Raw genomic sequence first — 24,566 nt, 5'->3', positions numbered from 1 at the left:
GGCCCGGGATCACCCGGGGCGGGAGAAGGATTCGCATGATGCCATCAGGCTCGGCCAGCCGGACCGGCCGGGTCAAGCGACGGTTTCGTCACCGGCCATGGATATCGTTTGGACAGGCCGGCGTGGCAGGGTCGCCAGCGGCTCCGCCGGGCGATTCTGCCGCAGCCGGTCCGCCCCGGCCGAGACCGTCGCCCAGGTGGCCAGGGCCATCGCCTTGCGGTCCGGCATCGCCGCCGGGTCGAAGGGATCGTGCAGCAGGACCGTTGCGCGGGCCCCGCTGCGCCGCGCCAGCCGCCAGACATGGCTGCCGATCTCCATGTCGCCGTACCAGGCGAACAGCGGCCGGTCGCGGCGGCAGGCCGGCAGCCCGCCCAGCCGGTCGTACACGATGGATACCGGCTGCACCTGCCGCGCCGCCCCGGCCGTCGCCAGGAAGGAGCTGCGGAAGGGCAGGGTGCGGGCGCCGTCGTTGCTGGTGCCCTCAGGAAAGAGGATAAGGCTGTCCCCCGCCGCCAGCCGCGCCTTCATGCCATCCGCCTCGGAGCCGGTGCGGCCCCGGCTGCGGCTGACGAAGACCGTCCGGCCCAGCCGCGCCACGGTGCGGATCAGCGGCCAGGTGCCGACCTCCGCCTTGGAGACGAAGCAGGCCTCGAGCACCCCGCCCAGCACCAGCACGTCGAGCCAGGAGGAATGGTTCGAGAGGAACAGCGTCGGCCGCTCGGTCGCCGGGGTGCCGACCACATGCACCCGCAGGCCGAGCAGCCGGCAGAGCACGCTGTGATAGACCCGGGCGAAGACCACCTTCGGCCGCCCCGGCAGCAGCAGCAGCGCCGCCTGGACCGGGATGGCGACCAGCGTCCAGAGCAGCAGCATCGTGATCCGCCGCACCGCCCGGAACCGCCCCCCCAGCGGCCGCTCCTCGAAGACATCGAACAGCCGCCCGCCCGGCAACCCATGCTTGAAGCGCAGCGGCTTGCGTCGCCGCAGCCGGCGGGGGCGGAGGGCGTCGATCGGGGCGCGTGCGACTGCTTCCATGGGGATCAGCGGATAGCCCGCGTTCCGTGACGCCGCAATGTCGGCTTCGGGACGGGAGCGTGATTGTTGCCCGCCGCCCACCGCATTTGGGGAAGCCCCTAGCCGGGCTGGTCCAGCGCCCGCAGCACGATCCCTTCCGTCAGCACCTGCGGCAGCACCGCCGGCGCGCCGCCCCCGGCCGGATAGACCAGGTACAGCGGCACGCCCTCCCGCCCATGCTCGCGCAGCAGGGCGCCGATGGTCGCATCGCCCCGGGTCCAGTCGCCCTTGAGATAGGCCAGGTTCCGCGCGGCGAAGGCGGCCTGCACCGGCGCGGTCCGCAGCACCAGCTGCTCGTTCACCTTGCAGGTGATGCACCAGGCGGCGGTCAGGTTGACGAAGACCGGCCGACCCTCGGCCTGCAGCGCGGTGACGCGGCCGGACGACCAGGCCTCGGCATCGCCGCTGGCGGGGCTGGCAGGCGCCGGGCCCAGCGCCGGCAGCAGCGCCAGGGCGGCGAGGCCCGCGACCCCGGCCAGCGCCCGCCCGGCCCAGCGGCCGCCGCCGGCGCTGCGCTGCGCGAGGCCCCAGGCCCAGCCGGCGAAGCCGATCAGCACGGCGCCGCCCAGCACCAGCAGCAGCCCATCCGGCCCGGCCTGCTGGGTCAGCACCCAGGCCAGCCAAGCGGCGGCGGCATACATCGGGAAGGCGAGGCCCTGGCGCAGCGCCTCCATCCAGGCCCCCGGCCGCGGCAGCCGCCCCGCCAGCCCCGGGACCAAGGCCAGCAGCCCATAGGGCGCCGCCAGCCCCAGGCCGAGCGCCAGGAAGATCGCCAGGGTCGCCGGCGGCGGCAAAGCGAGGGCGGTGCCCACCGCCGCCGCCATGAAGGGCGCGGTGCAGGGCGTCGCCACCAGCACCGCCAGCGCCCCGGTGAAGAAGCTGCCGGCATGGCCGCCGCGCGCGACGAGGCTCCCACCCGCCCCGGCCAGCCGGCCGCCGAGCGCATAGACGCCGGAGAGGTTGAGCCCGACCGCCAGCATCAGCCAGGCCAGCGCCGCGACGAAGGCGGGCGCGGTGAATTGGAAGCCCCAGCCCGCCGCCACCCCGGCCTGCCGCAGCCCGATCAGCACCCCGGCCAGCGCCAGGAAGCTCAGCAGCACGCCGCCGGTATAGCTCGCGGCATGCGCCCGCACCGTCGCATGCGCCGCACCGGACAGCTTTGCCAGCGCCATGGCCTTCATCGCCAGGATCGGGAAGACGCAGGGCATCAGGTTCAGCAGCAGCCCGCCGAGGAAGGCCGAAGCCAGCGCCTGCCACAGCGGCAGGCCTTCGACCGTCGCCGTCTCCGGCATCCCGCCGACCGGGGCGGCCACGGCATAGGCGCTCCGCACCCCGGCGGCATCCACCAGGGTGACGACGCCGCCGAGCGTCGCCGGCAGCGCCGCGCCTTCCGGCCGCGCCAGCCCCAGCGTCATCGCGCCCTCGCTCAGCCGCAACGGCTGTGCCGCGGCATTGTCGAGCAGGCCGCCCTCATCCGGGAAGAAGCTCGCCTCCCGCAGGCTGGCCGGGGACAGGCCCTCGCCGGTCAGCGTCAGGCTGCCGCGGCCCCCCGCCAGCGCCGCCCGCGCGGCCCAGGGGGAGGGGCGGGGGATCGCCGCCTCCGCCGTGGTAAACAGCGGCGCCAGCGCCGGGTCGAGCCGGCTGGCCGGCGCCATCGGCAGCTCGAGCCGGAAGCGCCCCTCCTCCGGGATGCAGAGCTCGGCGCAGACCAGCCAGCTCGCCTCGGCCTCGATCGCCAGGCTGCCGCCCGTGGCCGGCGCGGTGACGCGGACCGGCAGCAGCACCTCGCCCTCGTAGCCGAAGCTGACCAGCGGGCCGGTCGCGATGCGCTGCGGCGCCGGCCATTCGATGGCACCGGCGGAACCGCCCGCCGGCAAGGTCAGCGACAGTTCGGGCGGTGCCCCCGCATCGCCCGGATTGCGCCAATAGGTATGCCAGCCCGGCGCCAGCCGCAGCCGCAGGCCGAGCCGGAATTCCTCCCCCGGCGCCACCACCAGCCGATCCGCCACCAGGGTGGCGGTCGCCCGGGGCGAACGGATGGCGGGACTCTCCGCCGCCTCGGCGACCGGGACGCCGAGCAGGGCAAGAAGCAACAGAAGGGCGCGCATGCGGCGGATAGAACGGGACGCGGCGCCCCTTCCGCAAGGCCCTATCGCGGCCTGGCCGTCAGGCCTGGACCGCGACCTGCTGGCGGCCGAGCCGGCGCAGGTCGCGCAGCGCCCCGCGCAGCAGCGTCATCTCGCCCTCCGGCAGCAGCCCCTCGTCATCCGCCTCGGCCCGGCGCAGCAGGGCCGCGAGCTTCAGCGCCACCTCGCCGAGATGGCTGGACTGGGTCGTCCCCAGGGCGTCCAGCACCGCCAGCTCGGCATCCACCAACTCCTCCATCTTCGCCTCGTCGACGCTGGCGCTGCGCTCCAGCCGCTGCAGCCGGGCAGCCAGGCTCGCCACATCGGCGCGCTTGGCCGTCTGGCCCGGACCATGGGCACGGCCCGGCGGTGCCTGTTCGGCAGCGGGGCGGCGGATCGGGAAGGGGATGACGCAGGACATGAGGGATTCCGTTACGGACAGAGGGCCAGCCGGGGGGATTAGGCCGTTCGGTGGTGGGCGTTAGCCGCCGGCACCGTTCTGCACCGGCAGCACATAGGCCGTCGGGCAGCGGGTGATGGCGCCGCCATTCTCGTGGAAGGCCCGCAGCATGCGATCCAGGTCGGCCGCATCCGGCGGCCCGGCGTCGCGGCAGCGGCGCTTATGGGCAAGCATCGCCCCAAGCGACCGGCGCCGCAGCTCGGCGGCATCGGCGGTGGCGGTGGGAAGGCGGCGGAGTTTGGGCTGCATGGCCGGTCCTCACGTTTGCGCTATGAGGATAAAGTATACGTTCACATTGCTGCGATCAAGGGAAACCTGCATGATTCCTGCAACCGGACGCTGAATCTCTGGAAGCCTCGCCGAGGGCCGCGATCCCACCGGCAAACCCTTGTCCGGCCCGCGGCTTTGCGCCCCGCGCCGGGCCGGACTATGCCGCCCCATGCCCCCCGTCCCAGGCTTCGCCGCCACCCTCGGCCCGCTCGCGGACCTCCCCGTCGCCGAGGCGCTGCCGGCCCTCACCGCCGCGCTCCGCGCCGGCCCCAATGCCGTGCTCATCGCCCCGCCCGGCGCCGGCAAGACCACCCTGGTGCCGCTGGTGCTGATGGCCGAGCCCTGGGCCGCCGGGCAGAAGCTCCTGGTGCTGGAGCCCCGCCGCGTCGCCGCCCGCGCCGCCGCCCGCCGCATGGCCGATATCCTGGGCGAGAGCGCCCCCGGCCAGACCATCGGCCTCGCCACGCGGCTCGACCGCGCCATCTCCGCCGCGACGCGGGTCGAGGTGGTGACCGAAGGCCTGCTGGTCCGCCGCCTGCAATCCGACCCCGGCCTCGAGGGCGTCTGCGCCGTCCTCTTCGACGAGGCGCATGAGCGCAACCTCGACACCGACCTCGCCCTGGCCCTCTGCCTCGATCTCCAGGCGCTGCGGCCGGAGCTGCGGCTGCTGGCCATGTCCGCCACGCTGGACGGCGGCGCCTTCGCCGGGCTGCTGGGGCCGGAGACGCCGGTGGTCAGCAGCCTCGGCCGCGCCTGGCCCGTCGCCCAGGAATACCGCCCGCGCGACCTGGCCGATGCCCGCGACCTGCCCGAGGCCATGGCCGGCGCCATCCGCGTTGCGCTGAAGGCGCACCAGGGCGACGTGCTCGCCTTCCTCCCCGGCTGGGGCGAGATCCGCCGCACCGCCGAACGCCTCACCGGCCTCGACGCCGACATCCTGCCGCTGCATGGCGAGATGCCGCCCGCCGAGCAGGACCGCGCGCTGAACCCCAACCTTGGCCCGAACCCCCGCCGCAAGGTGGTCCTCGCCACCTCCATCGCCGAGACCTCGCTGACCGTCCCTGGCGTCCGCATCGTGGTGGACGGCGGCTTCCGCCGCACCCCGCGCCTCGACCCCGCCACCGGCCTCGCCCGCCTCGTCACCGTCCGCATCAGCAAGGCCGCCGCCGAGCAGCGCGCCGGCCGCGCCGGCCGCACCGCCCCCGGCGTCGCCATCCGGCTCTGGTCGGAGGCGCTGCACCGCGGCCTCGCCCCGCAGGACCGCCCGGCCATCCTGGAGGAGGAGCTTTCGGGGCTCGCGCTCGACCTCGCCGCCTGGGGCACCGCGCCCGGCGACCTCGCCTGGCTCGACCCGCCGCCGGCCGGGGCGCTCGCCGCCGCCCGCGCCCTGCTGACCGACCTCGACGCGCTGGATGCCGCCGGCGCCGTCACCCCGACCGGCCGCCGCATGGCCCGGCTCGGCACCCATCCCCGGCTGGCCCGGATGCTGGCCGCCGCCGAGACCGAGGGGGAGAAGGCGCTGGCCGCCGACCTCGCCGCCCTGCTGGAGGAACGCGACCCGATCCGCGGGAAGGAGGCACCGAGCGACATCACCCTCCGCCTCGACCTGCTGCACGGCGGCGACCATCCGAATGCCGACCGCCCGGCCATCCAGCGCATCCGCCGTGCCGTTGCGCTGCACCGCCGCCGCCTCGGCGTGCATGGCGCGACCATGCCCGACGGCGACCCCGGCGCGCTGCTCGCCGCCGGCTTCCCCGACCGCATCGCCGCCATGCGCGGCGTCATGGCCGGCGCCTTCCGGCTCGCGTCGGGGCAGGGCGCGCGGCTGGCCAGCACCGACCCCCTGGCCAAGGCACCGCTGCTCGCCGTCGCCGACCTCGAGCTCCAGGGCACCGAGGCGCGCATCCGCATGGCCGCGCCGCTCGACCGCGCCGTGCTGGAGGCCCGCTTCCCCGCCCGCTTCATCCGCGACGAGGGCGCTGCCTTCGATGCCCGCACCGGGGCGGTCCTCGCCCGCCGCCGCCTCCGCTTCGGCCCGCTGGTGCTGGAGGAGCAGCCGCTGCCCAACCCCGACCCCGGCGTGGTCGCCGCGGCGCTGGCCGCGGCCGTCGCGGACCGCGGGTTGCGCGACCTGCCCTGGACCCCGGCGGCCCGGCAGCTCCAGGCCCGGCTGGGCTGGATGCGCCGCGTCGAAGGCGAGGACTGGCCCGATGCGAGCGACACCGCGCTGGCCGCCACGGTGCAGGACTGGCTCGCCCCGCATCTGCACGGCCGCTCCCGCCTCACCGAGCTCGCCGGGCTGAACCTGCCGGACCTGCTGCTCGCCGGCCTGCCCTGGGCGCGGCGGCAGCGGCTGGACGCGGCGCTGCCCGCCCGGCTGGAGCTGCCCGCCGGCCGCAGCGCCGCCATCGACTATACCGGCGATACGCCGACCCTCGAGTCGCGGCCGCAATACCTCTTCGGCCTCACCCGCCTGCCGCCGCTGGCCGAGGGCCGGGTGCCATTGCAGGTCGCGCTGCTCTCCCCGGCCGGGCGGCCGATCGCCGTCACCGGCGACCTCGCCGGCTTCTGGCAGGGCGGCTGGGTGGAGGTGCGGAAGGAGATGCGCGGCCGCTACCCCCGGCACAATTGGCCGGAGGACCCGGCCACCGCGCCGCCCGATCCGCCCCGCCCGCCGCGTGGGGGCTGATCCGCGGCCCAATGGGCCGGGGGAGATGGCCGGGGGAAGATGGCCGGGGGGAGATGGCTAGGGGAGGTTGAAGGATCGCATCCATCTGCCCAGACTTTGATGAGGCCCACCGCCGGCTTGGGCCCTAGGACTGAACCGGCCCATGCTCCGCGCCACCACCAGCAGCGCCCCCCGATGCCAAGGATCGTCCCCGCCATGTCCGCCCAGCTCTCGCGCCGCCACCTGGGCCTGCTCGGCACCGCCTTGCTCGCCGGCTGCGCCGGCCCCACCACCCGCGCCGCTGCCCAGCGCGGCCTGCTGCCGGATTTCGCCGACCTGGCGGAGCGGGTGCTGCCCGCCGTGGTGAACATCGCCGTCACCAGCGAGGCCGCGGCGCAACTGCCGCCCGAGGTGCGCGGCACCCCGCTGGAGCGCTACTTCCGCGACCGGCTGCGCAACCGCCGCCAGGAGGTCACCGGCGCCGGCTCCGGCTTCGTCATCGACCCGGCCGGCTTCATCGTTACCAACAACCACGTCGTCGGCAGCGCCACCCGCGTGGTGGTCGCCCTGCAGGACGGCACGGAGCTGACCGCCCGGGTGGTCGGCACGGATGAGCTGACCGACCTGGCGCTGCTGAAGGTGGATCCCCGCGGGGCCCTGGTCTCGGTCGCCTTCGGCGTCTCCTCCGCCGCGCGGGTCGGCTCCTGGGTGCTGGCGGCGGGCAATCCCTTCGGCCTCGGCGGCACCGTCACCTCCGGCATCGTCTCCGCCCGCGGGCGGGAGATCGGTGCCGGGCCCTTCGACGACTTCATCCAGACCGATGCCGCCATCAACCCGGGCAATTCCGGCGGGCCGCTGTTCAATGCGGCCGGCGAGGTCATCGGCATCAATACCGCGATCTACTCGCCCTCCGGTGCCTCCGCCGGCATCGGCTTCGCCACTCCCTCCGACCTCGCCCGCCCGGTGGTCGAGCAGCTCAGGCGGGATGGCCGGGTCGAGCGCGGCTGGCTCGGCGTCTCGGTGCAGGACCTGGTGCCGGAGGATGGCCGCACCACCCGCCGCGGCGTGCTGGTCGCGGCGGTGGAGCGCACCAGCCCCGCCGGCCGGGCCGGGCTGCGCCAGGGCGACGTGGTCGTCGCCATCAACGGCGACCGGATCGAGACCTCCCGCGCCCTGGTCCGCACCGTGGCGGCGATCCCGCCCGGCCAGACCCTGCGGCTGACCGTGCTGCGGGAGGGGCGGGAGCGGGAGATGCCGGTGCAGGTCGGCCGCCGCCCCGGCCAAAGCTGACCAGGCCAGAGCTGACCGAGCCAGAGTGACCGAGTTTCGCTGCATGGTGGCTTTGCAATCAACCGCCGGCTTTCGGGCGTTTCCGCCCCGCCGGGAAAAGCTTTAAAGAAACGTCCGGACAAGGATCAGGACATCATGCGGATTCTGCTGGTCGAGGACGACGCCGAGGTCGCCCGCTTCGTCAAGAAGGGGTTGCAGGAGGCCGGCCATACGGTGGAACACGCCACCAACGGCCGCGACGGCCTGTTCCTCGCCGCCTCCGAGCAATTCGACATGCTGGTGCTGGACCGCATGCTGCCCGGCGGCGTCGACGGCGTCCGGCTGGTGGAGACGCTGCGCAGCCAGGGCAACCGCACCCCGGTGCTCTTCCTTTCGGCGCTGTCGGCGGTGGATGAGCGGGTGAAGGGCCTGAAGGCCGGCGGCGACGACTACCTGTCCAAGCCCTTCGCCTTCGCCGAGCTGCTGGCCCGGGTCGAGGCCCTCGGCCGCCGTCCCTCGGTCGATGCCCCCGCCACCAAGCTCCGCGTCGCCGATCTCGAGCTCGACCTGCTGTCGCGCACCGTCACCCGGGCGGCCAAGCGCATCGATGTGCAGCCCCGCGAATTCCGCCTGCTGGAGCATCTGATGCGTCATGCCGGCCAGGTGGTGACCCGCACCATGCTGCTGGAGAAGGTCTGGGACTACCACTTCGACCCCCAGACCAACGTCATCGACGTCCATGTCTCCCGCCTGCGGCAGAAGCTGGACAAGGGCTTCGACAAGCCGCTGATCCATACCGTCCGCAATGCCGGCTACATGATCCGGGCGGAGCCCTGAGCCTTACGATGCGGCGGCGGGCCTCGATGGGGACCGTCCCCCGTTCCGCCGCCGCGGCGGGCCGATCGCCCAACCTGGCGCTCGGCCCGCCGCGGCTGCTGAAAAGCGCCGGCTTCCGCTTCGCCCTGCTCTTCGCCGCCATGTTCGCCTCCGCCGCCATCGCCCTGGTGGCGGTGCTCTGGTGGGCCACGGCGGGGGCGCTGGACCGGCAGACCGATGCCGCGGTGCGCGCCGATGCCATCGCCCTGGCCGAACGCTGGCGCGAGGCCGGCGCCACCGGCCTGGCCGAGGCGATCGAGGAGCGCCTCGCCGTCGATGTCGAGAACGAGGCCATCTACCTGCTGATGGAGGCCGAGGGCGGCCGCCGCCTGGCCGGCAACCTGGACCGCTGGCCGGCCGGCCTGCCCGCGGAAGGCGCCTGGTTCCGCACCCGGGTGCTGCATGACGGCCTCGCCGCCGAGGCCCGCATGCACCGGCTCGACCTGCCGGGCCTGCAGCTGCTGGTCGGGCGCGACGAATCCGAGCGCGAGCAGCTCCGGCGGCTGCTGACCGAGGGCGTCTTCTGGGCCTCCGGCGCGGTGGTGCTCTTCGCCCTGCTCGGCGCCTGGCTGCTGCGGCATGCCCTGCAGGCGCGGATGCGGCCGGTCTTCGCCACCACCGCCGCCATCGCCGGCGGCAATCTCGGCTCCCGCGTCGCCCTTTCCGGCCGGGGCGACGAATTCGACCGGCTGGCGCAGACCCTGAACACCATGCTGGAACGCATCGGCACCTTGATGGAGGGCGTGCGCGGCGTCTCCGACGCCATCGCCCACGACCTCCGCACCCCCATCGCCCGGGCCCGAGCCAAGCTGGAGGACGCGCTCTCCGATGCCCCGGACGAGCCCGCCCTGCGGGCCACGGTCGAGCAGGGCATCGCCGACCTCGATGCCATCAGCCGCATCTTCCAGGCCCTGCTCCGCATCGCCGAGGCCGAGGCCGGCGCCCGCCGCGCCGCCTTCGCCCCGCTCGACCTCAGCCTGGTCCTGGCCGATGCGGCCGAGATCTACGAGGTCGCGGCCGAGGCCCGCGGCCAGCGGCTGGTGACCAGCCTGCCGGAGCGGCTCGACCTGGTGGGCGACCGCGACCTGCTGCTCCAGGCCGTCGCCAACCTGCTGGACAACGCCATCAAATTCACCCCCGCCGGCGGCACGGTGCAGCTCTGCGCCGCCCGCGTCGCCAAGGGGGTGGAGGTGGCGGTCGCCGACGACGGGCCGGGGCTTTCCCCGGATGACCGCAGCCATGCCGGCGAACGCTTCTTCCGCGCCGACAAGGCCCGCGCCACCCCGGGCTCCGGCCTCGGCCTCTCGCTGGTGCAGGCGGTGGCGCATCTGCATGCCGGCGAGGTCCGGCTGGAGGATGCGGTGCCCGGCCGTCAGCCCCCCGGATTGCGCGTCGTCCTGCTGTTGCCCGAACCTTGATCGGCACCCGGGGATGCACGGCTGCAAGCCCATGACCGAAGCGTCATCCGCCGCCCACCGCGGCATCAGCCGCCTCGCGCCATCATGGCGCTCCATGCAAAGCCTCCTCACGCCCCCGGCGCTGCTGCTGATCCTGGCGGTCTCCGCCACGGCGGAACCGGGGCCGCGCGTCACCACCGATACCGCGGAATACTGCGGCAGCCTGGCCGCCCGGCTGGCCGCCATGCCGGCGGCTTCGCATGAGCCCTCCCGCTCCCTCGCGGCGGAAGGCGTGCGGCTCTGCGGCAATGGCCATGTCCGCACCGGCATCGCCAAGCTGCGCCGCGCCGTGCGTGCCGCCCAGGCGACGCCCTAATGCGCCGGGGTTGACGGTCCAGGCTCAACATTTCGCCATGCGCGTGTAATCTGCCGCCACAGGGTGGGGGCAGGCGCATGGAGGGCTTCGATGGGACCGACGGCGCCTTGCGCCGCGACCTCCGCCGCTTCCTGCGCGGGGAGGCCGCACGCGGCGGCTGGGACCGCTTCGCTGGCAGCTTCGCCCATGCCGATCCAGGCTTCTCCGCCCGCCTCGGCGCCCGCGGCTATATCGGCGTGGACTGGCCCCCCGCGTTCGGCGGCCTCGGCGGCACCCGGCTGGACCGCCTGGTGATCGCGGAGGAGCTGCTGGCCCAGGGCGCGCCGCTCCGGGCGCATTGGGCGGCGGAACGGCTGCTCGGGCCCCTGCTGCTGCAGTTCGGCACCCCGGCGCAGCAGCGCGAATTGCTGCCGCGCATCGCCGCCGGCCGGCTCGGCCTCTGCCTCGGCGTGGAGGAAGCGGCGGTCTCGCCCGACCCGCTGGCGATGCATTGCCGGGCCATGCCGGTCGCCGGCGGCTGGCGCATCACCGGCCGGAAATTCCCCGTGGCCGATGCCAGGGAGGCCCAGCGCCTGCTGCTGCTGGCCCGCACCCAGGACCAGCCGGACCCCGCCGACCGGCAGCGCGGCTTCGGCCTGTTCCTGCTGGATCTCGCCCTGCCCGGGGTCACGGTGCGGCCCCTGGCGGCGGAGGACTCCGGCCTTTCGCTGCCGGCCGAGGTGGCGCTCGATGCCGTCTTCCTCGCCGGCGACCGGCTGATCGGCGCGGCCGATTCCGGCCTGCCCGCCCTGCTGGCCGTCGCCGCCGCGCTTCGCGGCGGGCCGGAGGGCTGGATGCGCGACTGGCTGCTGCTCGCCTGCCTTGCCGCCACTCCCACCGAGGCCACCGGCCGGCTGGTGGCGGAAGCCTTCGCGCTGCATTGCCTGGCCCAGGACCAGGCCGCACGGGACGTGCCGGCGGCCGAGGCCGCCTGGCTCGCCCGGCTCGGCGCGGCCCAGGCGGAGGCGGTGCTGGACGCCGCCCAGCGGCTGCCGCCCGATGCCGCCATGCTCCAGGCCCTGCGCGCCGCCGAGGCCGCGGCCGCCTGGAATCCGCAGGACCCGCTGCAGCTGGACCGCCGCCGGAGCTTCCGTTGAACGCCGCCGAGGCCGCCCTGGTCCGCCGTACCGACCGCCTGCTCGCTGCCGCCGTCACGCCGGACCTGCTGGCCGCCATGGCCGAGGGCGGCTTCCCCGGCCCGCTCTGGGCCAGCCTGGAAGGCGCCGGGGTGCTGCGCGCCGGCCTGCCGGCCGAGGCGGGGGGGCTGTCGCTCGGCCTGGCGCCGCTGCTGGCGCTGACCCGGATCTGCGCCGGCCATGCCGCGCCGCTGCCGGTGGCGGAAACCTTGCTCGGCCAATATGCCCTGGCCCTGGCCGGCATGGCCCCGCCGCTCGGCCCGCTGAGCCTCGGCCCCGCCACCGCCGAACCGCCATCCTGCGGCTTCGCCGGGGGCCTGCTGTCCGGCCTGCTGCCCGCGCTGCCCTGGGCCCGCCACGCGACCGCGGCCGTGCTGGTGCTGGCGACGCCGGAGGGGCCGCGCACCATCCTCACCGGCCGCCCGGCCATCGGCGAGGGCGGGCTGAACCGGGCCGGTGAGCCGCGGGACCAGGTGCTGCTGGCGGAAACCCCGGTGCTGGCGGCCGGCGCCCCGGGGCAGGGGCTGTCGGCCGAGGGGCTGTTCGAGCTCGGCGCCCTGTTCCGCGCCGCGGCCATGGTCGGTGTGCTGGACCGGCTGCTGGCCCTGGTGCAGGCGGTGCTGAAGCTGCGCCGGGCCGATGGCCGCCGGCCGCTGACCGAACCGCAGGTCGCCCCGGTCCTGGCCGAGCTGGCGGCCGAGGCCGCCATCGCCCGCGCGGTGCTGGAAGGCGCCACCACGGCCGCCGGGCGTGGCGCGGCGGGCTTCGAGATCGGCTGCGCCAAGCTCCGCGTCTCGCTGGCCGCAATGCGCGGCGCGTCGCTCGCCACCCGCCTGCTCGGCCCCGCCGCCCTGGCGGCGGACCATCCGCTCGGCCCGCTCGCCGCCCGGCTGCGGGCCTGGGCCGGCGAGTACGGCACCGAGGAGCTCTGGGCCCGCCGCATCGCCGCCGTGGCGCATGCGGCGGGGGAGGGGGGCCTGTGGCCGTTGCTCGCGGATGGGGGCAGGATGCCGGCCAGAGAAAGCACCCCCGGAGGAATTGCCCATGACCGAGACCACGAGTGAGCTGCTGTTCGAGACCACCGGCGGCATCGCCACCATCACCCTGAACCGCCCCGACAGCGGCAATGCCTTCACCACCGAGATGCTCGGGATGTGGGAGCGGGCGCTGCGCGAATGCATCCTGGACGACGCGATCCGCGCCGTGGTGCTGACCGGCGCCGGCCGGATCTTCTGCTCCGGCGGCGACGTCAAGCGCATGGCGGCCAATACCGCCGGCGGCCAGCAGCCCTGGGACCGCGCGAAGTACCTGACCGACCACGTCCACCGCATCCCGCTGACGCTGATGGAGCTGGACAAGCCCTATATCGTCGCCGTCAACGGCGCCGCGACCGGTGCGGGCATGGACATGGCGCTGATGGGCGACCTGCGCTTCGCCGCCGAATCCGCCCGCTTCGCCGAGACCTACATCAAGGTCGGCTTCGTCGCTGGCGACGGCGGCGCCTGGATGCTGCCGCGGCTGGTCGGCCGGCCGAAGGCGCTTGAGATGCTCTGGCTCGGCGATTTCGTCGGCGCGCCGGAGGCCGAGCGGATCGGCCTGGTGAACAAATGCGTGCCCGACGACCAGCTCATGGCCCATACCTATTCGGTGGCGGAGCGGCTGGCGAATGGCCCGACCGTCGGCATCCGGCTGATGAAGCGCCTGGTCCAGCAGGGTGAGACCAGCAATTTCCGCGACGCGCTCTCGATGGCCGCGAGCTGCGCCGCCGTGGTCGGCGCGACGGACGACCACCGCGAGGCGACCGCCGCCTTCGCCGCCAAGCGCAAGCCGCAGTTCAAGGGTCGCTGATCGCATCTGGACAATCGACCGTCTTGGGTGCCGGATAGCGCCACGCCGGTACCCCCCCCAAGGTAAGGATCCCCGAACAATGCTCGACAGCACCGAATACCGAATCCCCTCGATGCGCCACAAGGTCAGCCCGGCCGAGTGGCAGGCGCGCGTCGACCTCGCCGCCTGCTACCGGCTGGTCGCGCACTACGAGATGAACGACCTCATCGCCAACCACGTCTCGGTCCGCGTCCCCGGCGAGGACGCCTTCCTCATCAATGCCTATGGCATGCTGTATGAGGAGATCACCGCCTCCTCGCTCATCAAGATCGACTACGACGGCAACATCCTGCTGAAGCCGGAATTCCCCGGCCAGGACTACGGTGTGAACCGCGCCGGCTTCGTCATCCACTCAGCCATCCACAAGGCCAAGCACGAGATCGCCTGCGTCGCCCATACCCATACCTGGGCCGGCATGGCGGTCTCGACGCTCGAATGCGGCCTGCTGCCCAACACGCAGACCAGCATGCGCTTCGCCCATATCAGCTACCACGACTTCGGCGGCGTCGTGCTCGACCTCGAGATGCAGGACAAGCTGGTCGCCGACCTCGGCGACAACAACGCGATGATCCTGCGCAACCACGGCCTGCTGACCGTCGGCAACACCATCGCCGAGGCCTTCAACGCGCTGCACCGGCTGGAGCTGTCCTGCAAGACGCAGATCGCCGCCATGTCCTGCAACAGCCCGATGATCAAGGTGCCGGAGGAGGTGGTCGAGAAGACCTACCAGAACTACCAGCCGAAGACCCGCCGCCCCTTCGGCGTGCTCGACTGGCCGGCGCTGCTGCGCAAGCTGGACCGGATCGACCCCAGCTACCGTGACTGACCCCGTCCGATCGGCGGAGGGCGCATGCCCGAAGCCGTGAATCGGCCGGGCAGGCGCCTGCGTCTTCTGCTCTCTGACGTTGCCGCGGCGCGGCACGGTGAGCGCATCCGCGCCGCCGTGCCGTCCGTCGTGCTCGTCCCGGTCCCGCCGGAGGGCCCGCTGCCGGAGACCGCCGGCATCGAGGCCGCCTTCATCACCCGCGACCTCTTCGTCGGCGGCACCCGCTTCAACCTCACCGCCCGCTTCCAGCGCTTCCTCGACCTGCTGGCCGCCAGCCCCGACCTCCGCTGGGTGCAGACCTTCTCCGCCGGCACCGACATGGCGCCCTACCAGGCGATGCTCGCCCGTGGCCTGATCCTGACCAACTCCGCCGGCGCCAGCGCCAGCGCCGTGGCGACCACCGCCGTCACCGGCCTGCTGGCACTCGCCCGCGGCCTGCCCCGCATCGCCGAGGCGCAGCGCCGCCATGCCTGGGAGCCGCTGTACGCCGGGGCCGAGCCGCGCGACGTCGATGGCCAGACCGCCCTCATCCTCGGCACCGGCCCGATCGGCCAGGAGATCGCCCGGCTCTGCGGCGCCTTCGGCCTGCGCCCCATCGGCATCCGCCGCGACGCGGCAGCCCCGCCGCCGCCGGGTTTCGCCGCCACCGCCCCCTTCGCCGCCCTGCCGGACTGGCTGCCGCGCACCGACTGGCTGATCCTCGCCTGCCCGTTGACCCCCACCACCCGCGGCCTGATCGACGCCCGCGCCCTGGCGCTGCTGCCGCCCGGCCGGCACTTGGTCAACGTCGCCCGCGGCGGCGTGGCGGTGGAGGACGACCTGCTGGCCGCGCTGCGCTCCGGCCACCTCGCCGGCGCCTTCCTCGATGTCTTCGCGATGGAGCCGCTGCCCGCCGCGAGCCCCTTCTGGGACCTGCCCAATGTCATCGTCTCCCCGCATAGCGCGGCGGCGAGCGACGGGCTGCCGGAGCGGGTGGCCGCCCAGTTCTGCGAGAACCTGCAGCGCTGGGCGCGGGGCGCGCCGCTGCGCAACCAGGCGCAGCCCTTGCCCTAGAAGGCCACGCCCTGCGTCGAGGCCTCCGCCAGCGGCCATTGCGCATCGTCGAGGCCGAAACGCCGGGTCAGCGGGAAGGCCTCCAGGAAGGTCTCCACCCCCCGATGCTCGAGCGGCGTCCAGAGCCGGTCCACCGCCGCGATCACCGCGTCCCAGGGCGTCGCCAGCGTCGCCGGCTGGGCATAGGTGGCGATGCTGTCGCGCCCGGCGCCGCAGTAGAAGTCGCTCAGCCGGTTGTCGACATGCGTCGGCGCGCCGGCGATCGGCTCCATCCGCGCCCCGGGCGTGCCATAGGGGAAATACAGGCAGGGGATGCCGCAGGCCTCGGCCAGCATCAGCCCATGGAAGCTGGAGCTGACGATGCGCCGGCAGGCCTGGATCTCCTCGAACTTGGCCCGGAAGGCGGCGAAATCCGGGGCATGCAGGGTCGAGATCACCCGCACCCCATCCGCCTCGCCCCCGGCATGGCGCGGGTGGCGGGAGGTGGCGCTGGGCTGCAGCCCCTCCAGCTCCGACAGATGCGGGATGACGCCGAGCTCGTGGCGCTTCTCCACCGGCCCCGGCAGGATGCGCGGCAGGAACCAGGCGCCGTCGCCATAGATCGGCGGCGCATGCAGCCCGGCATCCAGCAGGGTCCGCCGGCTATGCGGCCCGCGCGTCGCATGGACGACATAGGTGGTATCCGGCGCGGCGGCGAAATCGGCCTCCAGCCGGCCGAAGGCCCGCCGCCGGGGATCGACCCCGCTGCCCCAGAGATGCGCCGTCCCGAAGCGCATCGCCTGGCCGATGGTGCCGACCGCCGCCAGCCGGATGGTCGGGTCGTCGAAGGCCTGCGGCAGCGGCACCAGCCCGCTGAGGGCGGCGACCACGATGGCGCTGGCGGTATCGCCGAATTTCGCGGCGCAGCCTGGCGTGCTGCGAGCCCAGGCCAGCGGCACCCGGCCGCCCAGGCGCCGGATGGCATGATCCAGGTCGGGATAATGGCTATGCATCGAACCGCCGCGACTCCGGCTTGCGCCGCAAGCCTCGGAGGCAGTCCACCGAGGCATCGCGGCGCCATTTCATTCCGAAATCGCACATGAATGCGGCGTCGGTTCATGCGTTCTACTTCACGATGTCGCCATTCGTAAGCCGGCCGACCGTCACGATTGGGCAGCGCCGCCAGGAATTGTTGCTTTCAAAAGGATACGAATTCCGGAGTGAAGGCGAGCGCCTCGCCGTCAGCCCCGCCGCTCCAGCAGCATCGGCAGGCTGTCCCCCGGCCGCAGGGTCAGCCGGCAGACCGGGAAGACCTTCGCCCCCGGCGCCAGCCGCAGCCGGAATTCCTGGCAGAGTGTCGCCAGCATGATGACGCCTTCCGCCAGGCCGAAGCCCATGCCGGTGCAGACCCGCGGCCCCAGGCTGAAGGGCACGTAGCTGTGCCGCACCCGCTCCGGCGCATCCGGCAGGAACCGCTCCGGCGCGAAGGCATCCGGCGCCTCCCACAAGCCGCGGTGCCGGTGCAGCAGCCAGGGCACCACGACCACCAGCGTGCCCCGGGCCACCGCATGGCCGGCGATCTCCACCGGTGCCTGCGCCTGCCGCGCCAGCAGCGGCACCGGCGGATAGAGCCGCAGCGCCTCGTCCAGCACCGCCCGCGCATAGGGCAGCCGCGGCAGGTCGTCCCAGCCCGCCGCCCGGCCGCCGAGCACCGCCCGCGCCTCCGCCGCCAGCCGCGCCTCCGCCTCCGGTGCCTGGGACAGCAGGTAGAAGGACCAGGCCAGCATATTGGCCGTGGTCTCGTGCCCGGCCATGAAGAGCGTCGCCGCCTCGTTGCGGCAGGCCACCGCATCCATCGGCCGGCCGCTGCCCGGCAGCGCCGCCCCGGCCATGGCCTTGATCAGCGAAGGCTCGCCGCCGCGGAGCGCGCCGGCCACCAGCCCATCGACCACCGCATGGATGCGCCGCACCTCCGGCGTCAGCCCGGCGCGGAAGCGGGGGAACCAGTCCGGCAGCCCCGCCAGCGAGGCGAGGTCGATGTTGCCGACCCGCCCCTGGTAGCGGCGGAAGGCCTCCACCACCGTCGCCGCCCCGGCTCCGCCCAGCCGCCGGCCGAAAAGGGTCGCGCAGATCACCTCCGCCGTCAGGTGGCCCATCTCCGCCAGCAGATCCAGCGGCGCGCCGGCGGGACGCGCCCGCCAGGCCGCCCGGCGTTCCTCGGCCAGCCCGGTCATCACCGGCACCAGCGCCTCCAGCCGGGACGGGTGGGTGACGGCGGCGACGGTCCGCCGCCGTTCCTTCCAGACCAGCCCGTCGGAGATGAACAGCCCGTCGCCCAGCAGCGGCTCCAGCGCATGGCGCATCTGCGGGCTTTTCCGCTCCAGCGCCGCCGGATTGTCGATGAAGGCCTGCTGCACGCTTGCCGGGCTGTTGCAGATCAGCATCCGTTGCGCCAGCACCCGCGTCGGGATGACATCCTGGGCGAAATGCCCATCCTGCCAGACCTCGAGGAAGCTGCGCCGCGCCCGCGCCAGCAACTCCGGCAGAGGCAGCTTCGCGGTCGGGCGGTCCGGGTAGGGCGGGGTGAAATGGCCCAGGCGAGCCCCGCTGGAGAGGGTCATGCGGGCTCCTTCGCGCGAGCGTGATGTGTAGGGCAAGCCCGGCTTGATCGGCAGGGGTTGAAAAACCTTACGGATCGTCCATTTTCGCGGGGTCGGCCGGCGCTGTAGACCACCCGCAAAGGTGGCCTGTCCCCCAAGCGGGACCTGTTGAGCCGATGCATGGTCGTGCGCGGCCCTGCAAACCCGGGCGCTGAGCCGTGCGCCTCCCGTCCCATCGGAGGCTTGACCGTGCGAATTCGTTTTGGCGCACCCTTTTTCGCGTGCGCTCTGCTGCTTGCCCAGAGTCCCCTCGTGCCGCTGCGGGCCCAGACGGAGGAGCCGGCGACGAACGAGGTGGTGATCCGCCTCGACGACCGGCAGTACCGCGCCGCCGGCATCGAGGTGACGCGCGTCGAGGCCGATGCCGGCACCACCCAGACCGTGCTGCCCGGCACCGTCAGCGTCCCGCCGCAGCAGCTCCGCGTCGTCGCCGCCCCCGCCGCCGGCCTGGTCGAGGCCCTGCTGGTCGGCCCGAACGAGGCGGTGACCGCCGGCCAGCCCATCGCCCGGCTCCGCAGCACCGACCTGCTGGAGGCGCAGCGCACCTATCTCCAGGCCCTGGCCGCCGAGCAGCTGGCGGCCGAGCGGCTGCGGCGCGACGAGCAGATGCACCGCGAGCGCATCATCGCCGAGCGCCGCCTGCTGACCACCCGCGCCGACCACGTCTATGCCCGCACCACGCTGCAGGAACGCGAGCAGATGCTGGCCCTGCTCGGCATGGCCGAGGCCGATATCCGCACCCTGCGGGAGAAGCGGGTGATGGCCCCCGCCCTGGTCGTCACCGCGCCGGAGGATGGTGTGGTGCTCGAGATCCGCACCACCGCCGGCGAGCGCATCGCCCCCGCCGCGCCGCTCTTCAGCATCGGCCGGCTCGATCCGCTCTGGATCACCCTGCAGATGCCGCTGGCCCAGGCCGCCGCCATCTCCCCCGGCACCCGCGTCAGCATCCCCGGCACCCCGGCCCAGGGCGAGGTGGTGCGGCTCGGCCGCAGCGTCGACCCGGCCACGCAATCCCTCTCGGCTATCGTCGAGGTGACCGACGGCGCCGAGGCCATCCGCCCCGGCCAGGTGGTCACCGCCAGCGTCGCGCTCCGGCCCAACGGCACCCCGCAGTGGCGGCTGCCCTCCGGCGCCGTGGTGCGCCATGCCGGGCAGTCCTGGGTCTTCCTCCGCAGCCAGCAGGGCTTCCGCGCCCGGCCGGTGGTGGTGATCTCGGAAACCGCCAGCATCGTCTCGATCCGCGCCAACCTGGCCCCCGACGACCAGGTGGCGACCCGCGGCATCCTGTCCCTGCTGGCCGAACTCACCGAAGTCTACGGGGGCTGATCGCACCATGCTGATGAAGCTCGTGGGGCTGGCGCTGCGCCAGCGCCTGATCGTCGTGCTCGCCACCCTGGGCCTGGTCGCCTGGGGGGTGAATGCCTATCGCAAGCTGCCGATCGACGCCTTCCCGGATGTCTCGCCGACCCAGGTGCTGGTCGCCATGCAGGCGCCCGGCCTGCCGCCGGAGGAGCTGGAGACCCAGGTCACCAACCCGACCGAGCTGGCGATGAAGGGCATCCCCAACCTCGCCAGCATCCGCTCCATCACCCGATACGGCACGGCGCTGATGACCTTCGAGTTCACCGCCGGCACCGACATCTACTGGGCCCGCACCCAGGTGGACCAGCGGCTGGACGACCTGGAGGAGCAGTTCCCCGACGGCGTCTCCGGCGGCCTCGCCCCGGTGGTGACGCCGCTCGGCGAGATGCTCATGTTCACGCTTGAAGGCGGCAGCCTGTCGCCGATGCAGCGCCGGACGCTGATGGACTGGACCATCCGGCCGCAGCTCCGCGGCCTGCCGGGCGTCGCCGACATCAATACCCTCGGCGGCCATGTCCGCACCTATGAGGTCGCGCCCGACCCGGCGGCGATGGCGGCGCGGGGGATCACCACCGCGATGCTGGCGGAGGTGCTGCAGCAGAACAACCGCAACGACGGCGCCGGCCGCGTCCGCGACGGCGAGGAGGCGCTGCTGGTCCGCGCCGAGGGCCGCATCCGCACGCTGGAGGATATCCGCTCCATCGTCGTCGTCGCCCATCCGACCGGCGTGGTCCGCATCGCCGATATCGCCGATGTCCGCTTCGGCGCGCTGGCCCGCAACGGCGTCGTCACCCGCAACGGCGACGGCGAGGCGGTTTGGGGCATCGTCCTCGGCCTGCGCGGCGCCAATGCCCGCACCGTGGTGAACGGCGTGACGGCGAAGCTGGAGGAGATCCAGAAGCAGCTCCCGGAAGGCATGAAGATCGAGATCTTCTATGATCGCAACGACCTGATCGAGAAGGCGGTCTGGACCGTCCAGAAGGTGCTGCTCGAGGCCATCGCCCTGGTGGTGGTGCTGCTGATCCTCTTCCTCGGCAATTGGCGGGCGGCGCTGGTGGTCTCGCTCTCGCTGCCGCTGGCGGTGCTCTCGACCTTCGGCGTCATGTCGCTCTACGGGCTCTCGGCCAACATCATGTCGCTCGGCGGCCTCGCCATCGCCATCGGCCTGCTGGTCGACTGCGCCGTGGTGGTGGTCGAGAACGCGGCGCATCGCCTGGCCACCATGGAAGGCCGCACCGATATCAAGGCGCGGCTGCAGGCGACGGGCGAGGCGGTGCGGGAAGTGGCGGTGCCGCTGGTCTCGGGCGTCATCATCATCGTCACCGTCTTCCTGCCGCTGCTCTCGCTGCAGGGCCTGGAGGGCCGGCTCTTCGGCCCGGTGGCGCTGACCATCATCTTCGCGCTCTGCGCCGCGCTGCTCATCTCCCTCACGGTGGTGCCGGCGCTGGCGGCGACGCTGCTCAAGGCCGGCGGCCATGCCCGGGACCCCTGGCTGGTCCGCCAGCTGCACCGCGGCTACGACCCGCTGCTCGCCTGGGCGATGAAGAATCCGCTGAAGGTCGGCGGCAGCGCCGTCGCCGGGCTGGTCCTGGCCGGCGTGCTCTTCACCCAGATCGGCTCCACCTTCATGCCGGTGATGGACGAGGGCACGCCGGTCATCACCCTCCGCAAGCACCCGACCATCAGCGTCGACGAAGCCGCCGAGACCGACCTGCTGCTGCAGCGGGAGATCATGCGGCGCGTGCCGGAGGTGCGTGGCATCATGGCCCGCGCCGGCGCCGACGAATTGGGCATCGACCCGGTCGGGCTGAACGACAGCGACCACTTCCTGACCATCGCCCCGCAGGAGGAATGGCGCGAGCCGAAGAACCGCGCCTTCGTCATGGACGAGGTCCGCAAGGTGCTGGATGCCTTCCCCGGCATCTCCTACGCCATCAACCAGCCGATCGACATGCGCGTGCAGGAGATGATCATCGGCGCCCGCGGCGACGTGGTGGTGAAGATCTTCGGCTACTCGATCGGGGAGCTGAACACCCTGGTCCGCAAGGTCGAGGAGGCGGTGCAGGGCATCCAGGGCTCCTCCGAGGTCTTCGGCCTGCGCAACGACGGCATGAAGTACCTCCGCGTCGAGATCGACCGCTTCGCCGCCGGCCGGCTCGGCCTCAACGTGCGGGACGTGCAGCAGGCGCTGCGGGTCTGGGTCGATGGCCGCGACATGGGTCTGGTGCTGGAACAGGAACGCCGCATCCCGCTGATGCTGCGTGGCGAGGGCAGCCTCCGCCGGTCCGCCGCCGACCTGCAGCGGCTGGTGCTCGCCTTGCCCGGCGGCCGCACCGTGGCGCTCTCCCAGGTCGCCCGCATCGCCGAGGAGGAAGGTGCCATCCAGGTGATCCGCGAGGGCACCCAGCGCTATGCGACCGTGCTCGCCAATGTCCGCGGCCGCGACCTGGTCGGCTTCGTCGCCGAGGCCCAGGCCGCGGTGGCGGCCCAGGTCGAGATCCCGCCCGGCTACCGCCTCGAATGGGGCGGCCAGTTCGAGAACCAGCAGCGCGCCTCCGCCCGGCTGGCGGTGGTGGTGCCGATCGCCCTCGCGCTGATCTTCCTGCTGCTGTACTTCACCTTCAACTCGGCCCGGCAGGCGGCGCTGGTCTTCTGCAACGTGCCCTTCGCAGCCATCGGCGGCGTCGTCGCGCTCTGGGCCTCGGGCGAGTTCCTCTCGGTCCCGGCCTCGGTCGGCTTCATCGCGCTGGTCGGCATCGCGGTACTGAACGGCGTGGTGCTCGTCAGCTACATCAACCGCCTCATCGCGGAGGAAGGCCTGTCCCTGCTGGATGCGGTGATGGAAGGGGCGCGGCGCCGGATGACGCCGGTGATCCTGACCGCGACCATCGCCGCCTTCGGCCTGGTGCCCTTCCTGTTTGCCACCGGGCCGGGCGCCGAGATCCAGCGGCCGCTGGCCATCGTCGTCATCGGAGGGCTGGTGACGGCGACGGTGCTGACCCTGGTGATGCTGCCGATCCTCTATTCCCGCTTCGCCCTGCCCAAGGCGGAGATCGCGGCCGGCAGCCGCAACCCGGAGCAGCCCGTCCTGCCGCAGCCCAATCCGGCCTCGCATGGGGCCCCCGCGCCCAAGCACGTCCCGGCGGAGTGATCCCGATGCGCCCGATCCTGCTCATCCAGGCGATCGTCCTGGCAACCCTGCTGCTCGTCTCCACCTGGGCGGAGGCGCAGACCGCGGCGCCCCGCACCGCCCCGCCGCTGCAGGCCTATCCGGAGGTGACCGCGCCCCGGGCCGTGCCGCCCGTCGCCCGCCGGGCGGTGCCGCCGCCGCCGACCACCGCGCCGCAGCGGGGCGGCAGCCTCGGCCGCCATCTGGACCGGGCGATGGCGCTGGATGCCACCGCCCGGGCCCTGGCCGCGCAGCGGGATGCCGTCGCCGCCCGCAGCGCCACCGTGCGTTCGCCCATCGCCGGCTCCCCCGCCGTCAGCGGCGCCTGGCGCAGCGACACGCGCGGTCCGCGCGAGGCCATGCAATTCGACATGGAGGTCGGTGCGCCGATCTGGCTGCCGGGCCAGCGCCGGGCCCTCGGCGGCACCGTCAGCGCCGCGGTCGCCGAGGTCGAGGGCCAGCTCGTGCAGCGCGAGCTGGAGCTGGCCGGGCAGTTGCGCGAGGCCTGGTGGGCCGCCGCCCTGGCCGCGCGCGAGGCGCGGCTGGCGCGGGAACGCCTGGGCACCGCCCGGGACATCGCCCGCGACGTCTCCCGCCGGGCGCAGCTCGGCGACATCCCGCCCTCGGACGGGCTGCTGGCGGAGAACGAGACCTTGGCGGCCGAACTGCAGCTCAGCGAGGCCGAGGCCAACCTGACCGCCGCCCGCGCCAGCTATGCCGTGCTGACCGGCGGCGCCATGCCCGACCTGGTGCCGGAGCCGCCGGCGCCGCGCAACCCGCAGCATCCGGTGCTGGCGGCCGCCGAGGCCGGCCTCGCCGCGGCCGAGGCGGAGGCAAGGCTGGTCGCCGCCACCCAGCGGGACAACCCGGAGCTCGGCCTCTTCGGCCAGAGCCAGACCGGCAACGTGACCGAGCAGGGCGTCTCCTTCGGCGTCCGGCTGCGGGTGCCGCTGGCGACCGAGGCGCGCAACGCGCCGCGCCGGGCCGCGGCGCAGTCCCAGGTCACCCGCGCCACCGCGCTGGTGATGCAGCAGCGCCGGATCGTGCAGGCCGGGGTGCTGGCAGGCGAAGCGGCGCTGCGCGCGGCGGAGGAGGCCTCCCGCCTCGCCCGGCAGCGGCTTTCGGTGGCCGACCAGCAGCTTGATGTCGCCCGCCGCGCCTTCCGCCAGGGCGAGACGGGGATCTTCGACCTCTACCGGGTCCGCCAGCTGCAGCTCGAGGCCGCGGGGGCCGAGGCGCGGGCGGCGGTCCAGGCCGGCCGGGCGCGGTCGCGGCTCAACCAGGCGCTCGGGGTCGTGCCGGGCGCCTGACGCCCGGCTACCCGGCCAGGGCGGTCGCGGTCCGCCGCTGCAGCTCGGCCACCAGCCGCTCCGGCCCGCCCTCCCGCAGGATGGCGGTGAATTCGGCGCGGCGGCTGGCCAGCTCGCTGATGGTGCCGGTCAGGTAGACGTCGACGATCCGGCCGTCCCGCAGCAGGTAGTTCAGCAGCACCGGCGCATCGTTCGGCCGGTTGAGCCGGGTATTGACCAGCACGTCGCCATTGGGCCGCGGCGTCTCGCCCAGAGTCTCGAAGCTCTCGCCGCCATAGCCGTCGAAGCGGCTGGCATAGGTGGCGACGGACCAGTCGGAGAAGGCCCGCACCAGCGCCTGCTGCTGCGCCGCGGGGAAGCCGGTCCAGGGCGGGCCGACGGCGATGCGGGTCATCGCCGGCAGGTTGAAGGTAGCCTCCATCACCGGCCGCAGGCGCTGGTCCCGGCCGCGGACGCCGAGCGACCGGGCGTTCTTCATGAGGTCGAGCAGGGTGGCGTGCAGCCGGTCCACCGTGGCGGCGGCAGCGGATTGGGCTTTCGCGGCCAGCGGCAGGGCGGCGGTGGCGAGGAGAAGGGTACGGCGGGCGATCAGGGTCATGCGCGGCGCCATAGCATGGGCGGCAGAAATG

General features: G+C 73.8%; 20 protein-coding genes. 13 read left to right on the top strand and 7 right to left on the bottom strand.

The features are described from left to right. Positions 1-72: 72 nt before the first annotated feature. The 4 genes from AC0IW9_RS18930 to AC0IW9_RS18915 all read right to left on the bottom strand — a co-directional run bounded on the left by AC0IW9_RS18930 (position 73) and on the right by AC0IW9_RS18915 (position 3,909). The gene (locus AC0IW9_RS18930) at positions 73-1,035 is read right to left on the bottom strand and encodes a lysophospholipid acyltransferase family protein (RefSeq protein ID WP_471649848.1); all 963 of its coding nucleotides are present in this window, start codon (positions 1,033-1,035) and stop codon (positions 73-75) included. Between the two features lie 98 nt (positions 1,036-1,133). Continuing rightward, complete coding sequence (locus tag AC0IW9_RS18925; RefSeq protein WP_471649847.1) at positions 1,134-3,182, bottom strand: protein-disulfide reductase DsbD family protein; 2,049 nt, start codon at positions 3,180-3,182, stop codon at positions 1,134-1,136. Between the two features lie 58 nt (positions 3,183-3,240). Beyond that, positions 3,241-3,621: a hypothetical protein gene (locus AC0IW9_RS18920; protein ID WP_471649846.1), complete on the bottom strand. Its 381-nt coding sequence runs from the start codon at positions 3,619-3,621 to the stop codon at positions 3,241-3,243. A 60-nt stretch (positions 3,622-3,681) separates the two neighbouring features. Then, positions 3,682-3,909 (bottom strand): hypothetical protein, encoded by a 228-nt coding sequence (locus tag AC0IW9_RS18915; protein ID WP_471649845.1) that lies wholly within the window; start codon positions 3,907-3,909, stop codon positions 3,682-3,684. 190 nt (positions 3,910-4,099) lie between these two features. Between AC0IW9_RS18915 and hrpB the strand changes: the two genes are divergently transcribed. The 10 genes from hrpB to AC0IW9_RS18865 all read left to right on the top strand — a co-directional run bounded on the left by hrpB (position 4,100) and on the right by AC0IW9_RS18865 (position 15,457). Continuing rightward, entirely contained in the window at positions 4,100-6,619 is a 2,520-nt protein-coding gene (hrpB, locus tag AC0IW9_RS18910) for an ATP-dependent helicase HrpB (RefSeq protein WP_471649844.1), read from the top strand. A gap of 195 nt (positions 6,620-6,814) precedes the next feature. Further along, the gene (locus AC0IW9_RS18905; RefSeq protein WP_471649843.1) at positions 6,815-7,888 is read left to right on the top strand and encodes a S1C family serine protease; all 1,074 of its coding nucleotides are present in this window, start codon (positions 6,815-6,817) and stop codon (positions 7,886-7,888) included. Positions 7,889-8,023: 135 nt separating this feature from the next. Next, complete coding sequence (locus AC0IW9_RS18900; protein ID WP_471649842.1) at positions 8,024-8,704, top strand: winged helix-turn-helix domain-containing protein; 681 nt, start codon at positions 8,024-8,026, stop codon at positions 8,702-8,704. A 26-nt stretch (positions 8,705-8,730) separates the two neighbouring features. Further along, on the top strand, positions 8,731-10,161 hold the full coding sequence (locus tag AC0IW9_RS18895) for a sensor histidine kinase (protein ID WP_471649841.1): 1,431 nt from the start codon (positions 8,731-8,733) through the stop codon (positions 10,159-10,161). Positions 10,162-10,255: 94 nt separating this feature from the next. Next, positions 10,256-10,516, top strand: coding sequence for a hypothetical protein (locus AC0IW9_RS18890; RefSeq protein WP_471649840.1), 261 nt, complete (start codon positions 10,256-10,258; stop codon positions 10,514-10,516). Positions 10,517-10,593: 77 nt separating this feature from the next. Then, positions 10,594-11,652, top strand: a complete 1,059-nt coding sequence (locus AC0IW9_RS18885; protein ID WP_471649839.1) for an acyl-CoA dehydrogenase family protein — start codon at positions 10,594-10,596, stop codon at positions 11,650-11,652. Then, positions 11,649-12,755, top strand: a complete 1,107-nt coding sequence (locus AC0IW9_RS18880; protein ID WP_471649838.1) for an acyl-CoA dehydrogenase family protein — start codon at positions 11,649-11,651, stop codon at positions 12,753-12,755. The genes AC0IW9_RS18885 and AC0IW9_RS18880 overlap by 4 nt, the downstream gene beginning before the upstream one ends. After that, positions 12,736-13,539, top strand: a complete 804-nt coding sequence (locus AC0IW9_RS18875) for an enoyl-CoA hydratase/isomerase family protein (RefSeq protein ID WP_471649837.1) — start codon at positions 12,736-12,738, stop codon at positions 13,537-13,539. Before AC0IW9_RS18880 ends, AC0IW9_RS18875 begins: the two co-directional genes overlap by 20 nt. Positions 13,540-13,618: 79 nt before the next feature. After that, positions 13,619-14,404, top strand: coding sequence for a class II aldolase/adducin family protein (locus AC0IW9_RS18870; RefSeq protein ID WP_471649836.1), 786 nt, complete (start codon positions 13,619-13,621; stop codon positions 14,402-14,404). A gap of 24 nt (positions 14,405-14,428) precedes the next feature. After that, positions 14,429-15,457: a D-2-hydroxyacid dehydrogenase gene (locus AC0IW9_RS18865; RefSeq protein WP_471649835.1), complete on the top strand. Its 1,029-nt coding sequence runs from the start codon at positions 14,429-14,431 to the stop codon at positions 15,455-15,457. Here AC0IW9_RS18865 and AC0IW9_RS18860 read toward each other — a convergent pair. Continuing rightward, positions 15,454-16,449 carry a polysaccharide pyruvyl transferase family protein gene (locus AC0IW9_RS18860; RefSeq protein ID WP_471649834.1) on the bottom strand — a complete coding sequence of 332 codons (996 nt, stop codon included), beginning with the start codon at positions 16,447-16,449 and terminating at the stop codon, positions 15,454-15,456. The genes AC0IW9_RS18865 and AC0IW9_RS18860 overlap by 4 nt on opposite strands. 228 nt (positions 16,450-16,677) lie before the next feature. Beyond that, positions 16,678-18,057: a cytochrome P450 gene (locus tag AC0IW9_RS18855; RefSeq protein ID WP_471649833.1), complete on the bottom strand. Its 1,380-nt coding sequence runs from the start codon at positions 18,055-18,057 to the stop codon at positions 16,678-16,680. 291 nt (positions 18,058-18,348) lie between these two features. Here AC0IW9_RS18855 and AC0IW9_RS18850 point away from each other — a divergent pair, with 291 nt between their 5' ends. The 3 genes from AC0IW9_RS18850 to AC0IW9_RS18840 are packed head-to-tail and all read left to right on the top strand — an operon-like array spanning position 18,349 to position 23,937. Next, positions 18,349-19,422, top strand: a complete 1,074-nt coding sequence (locus AC0IW9_RS18850; protein WP_471649832.1) for an efflux RND transporter periplasmic adaptor subunit — start codon at positions 18,349-18,351, stop codon at positions 19,420-19,422. 7 nt (positions 19,423-19,429) lie between these two features. Further along, positions 19,430-22,609, top strand: coding sequence for an efflux RND transporter permease subunit (locus tag AC0IW9_RS18845; protein ID WP_471649831.1), 3,180 nt, complete (start codon positions 19,430-19,432; stop codon positions 22,607-22,609). Positions 22,610-22,614: 5 nt separating this feature from the next. Next, positions 22,615-23,937: a TolC family protein gene (locus AC0IW9_RS18840; protein ID WP_471649830.1), complete on the top strand. Its 1,323-nt coding sequence runs from the start codon at positions 22,615-22,617 to the stop codon at positions 23,935-23,937. Positions 23,938-23,944: 7 nt separating this feature from the next. On the opposite strand, the gene AC0IW9_RS18835 is transcribed toward AC0IW9_RS18840, so the two are convergent. After that, on the bottom strand, positions 23,945-24,535 hold the full coding sequence (locus AC0IW9_RS18835) for an ABC transporter substrate-binding protein (protein WP_471649829.1): 591 nt from the start codon (positions 24,533-24,535) through the stop codon (positions 23,945-23,947). Positions 24,536-24,566 lie beyond the last annotated feature (31 nt).

The organism is Belnapia sp. AC561 (assembly GCF_979252845.1).
This window is presented reverse-complemented; position numbering and strand designations above follow the sequence as displayed.